Below are 1,688 nucleotides of genomic sequence, written 5' to 3' on the forward strand. Positions count from 1 at the left end.
CCGTCATCCCAGATGATTTCCAGAATGCGCTCATCACGCAGATAGTTGATTTCAACCGGGGTGAAAGCAGGCGTAAAACCGTCGCTGGACATAATGTCAGGCAACCTTTGCCTTAGTCTTCGATGGCACGGGCTTCGTCGGGCAGCATGATCGGAATGCCGTCGCGGATCGGATAGGCAAGACCGGCCTTCGGGCTGATTAGTTCGTTATTTTCACGATCATATTCCAACGCCTGTTTGGTCACCGGACAGACAAGGATTTCAAGAAGTTTCGGGTCTACCGGGCTATGGGTCGCGGTCATCAATTCAGCCTTCGGGTTGGATTTGCCGTGTGCGGCGGCAAGTATGTTCAGTTGGCATTGCTGTGTGCGTGCTTGGGATCGGCATGGACCGCCATTTCAAGCAACGACGTTAGCATATCGCCGCGATCATACAGCGTTGTGCATTCGAGCAAAGCCTGTTTTTCAAGCGGACTTAGGCGACAGCCCATGGAAATGGTGGTAATCAGCATTTCATCATCGCTGTCAGCCAGTGTGTCCCAGCATGATTGCAGCGAATGTTGCGCGAAATAGGCGTCAAGCGCCATGCGCAGGCGATCACGATTGATCGGCGTATCGTCATCCTTGGGTGTGGTCAGATCCTTTTTCCACGGTGCGAAATCGCCACGCACCCGGCGATATCCACCGGAATTTTCGGGCAATTCCTCGATCACGGTAAATCGGCAGACACCCGTGAGCGTGATCAGAAACCGTCCATCGTCGGTTTCGCTAAAGGCGGTAATGCGGCCCGCACATCCTGTCGAAAAGATCTCCGGGCGATCCGGGTCCATGAAATAGGCGTTACGCTGATCCGGTCGGGGTTGAATCATCCCGATCATCCGGTCCTGTCCAAGCGCATCCGTGATCATATTCATGTAGCGCGGCTCAAAGATATTGAGCGGCAAATGCCCGCGCGGCAGCAAAAGTGCACCGCTTAGCGGGAACACCGGCATGGTTTCCGGAAGGTCCGAAAGTTCAGGATCAAAGGGGCCGCATATGCTCATGAGAACAATACCGTCGATAATGCACGGCGTCCGGCGACGCTGGCAGGGTCCATCGGACCCCAGGCTTCAAAAAACTTCAGGAGCTGGGTGCGTCCTGCATCCTCGTTCCATTCGCGGTTGGTGCGAATGATGGTGATCATGGCATTGACCGCTTCTTCACGCTTGTTCTTGGCAAAACAGGCCATGCCGTAATCATACAACGCCTGCGGGTCGTTCGGGTTGGCTTCTGCCTTGGCGCGCGCAGCTTCAAGGTCTTCACCCGAAACCCCGGTCTCGGCCAGTTCAAGCGCGCTGATCGCGGCTGCAATAGGTGCCTTCAGGCGATCAACATCGGACATGTTGTCAACGAAGTGGCGGGCTTCTTCAACTTCATCCATGCCCACCATGCAACGGATCATGCCGCCAATTGCGGTTTCATTGTCTTGTTCGCGTTCAAGCACGCTGACATAAAGACCATGGGCTGCTTCAAAGTTTTCCTCTGCAAGTGCGGCACTCGCCTGTTCAAGCAGTCCCTCGATCGGGCTTTCAATCGGACCACCGGCGAGTTTTTCATAGAATGCGCGCACTTCGCTTTCGGGCTGCGCACCCTGAAAACCATCAACCGGGCGGCCGCCCTTGAATGCGTACACGGTCGGTACCGACTGGAT

At 55.3% G+C, this 1,688-nt stretch carries 3 protein-coding genes; all 3 read right to left on the minus strand.

Features of this window, described 5'->3' with window-relative positions:
* Positions 1–112: 112 nt before the first annotated feature.
* On the minus strand, positions 113–301 hold the full coding sequence (locus B3Z49_RS06825) for a Trm112 family protein (RefSeq protein ID WP_008888548.1): 189 nt from the start codon (positions 299–301) through the stop codon (positions 113–115).
* 47 nt (positions 302–348) lie between these two features.
* Positions 349–1,041 carry an LON peptidase substrate-binding domain-containing protein gene (locus B3Z49_RS06830; protein ID WP_063086610.1) on the minus strand — a complete coding sequence of 231 codons (693 nt, stop codon included), beginning with the start codon at positions 1,039–1,041 and terminating at the stop codon, positions 349–351.
* On the minus strand, positions 1,038–1,688 hold a 651-nt coding region (locus tag B3Z49_RS06835; RefSeq protein WP_296989257.1), incomplete at its 5' end, for a co-chaperone YbbN. The genes B3Z49_RS06835 and B3Z49_RS06830, both read right to left, overlap by 4 nt.

Origin of the sequence: Thalassospira sp. UBA1131 (genome assembly GCF_002311515.1) — a bacterium.
In the GTDB taxonomy this organism is placed as follows: Bacteria; Pseudomonadota; Alphaproteobacteria; order Rhodospirillales; family Thalassospiraceae; genus Thalassospira.

Coding starts and splice junctions, on each gene's coding strand:
- B3Z49_RS06825 (WP_008888548.1), bottom strand. CDS start 301: ATGACCGCGACCCATAGCCCGGTAGACCCGAAACTTCTTGAAATCCTT.
- B3Z49_RS06830 (WP_063086610.1), bottom strand. CDS start 1,041: ATGAGCATATGCGGCCCCTTTGATCCTGAACTTTCGGACCTTCCGGAA.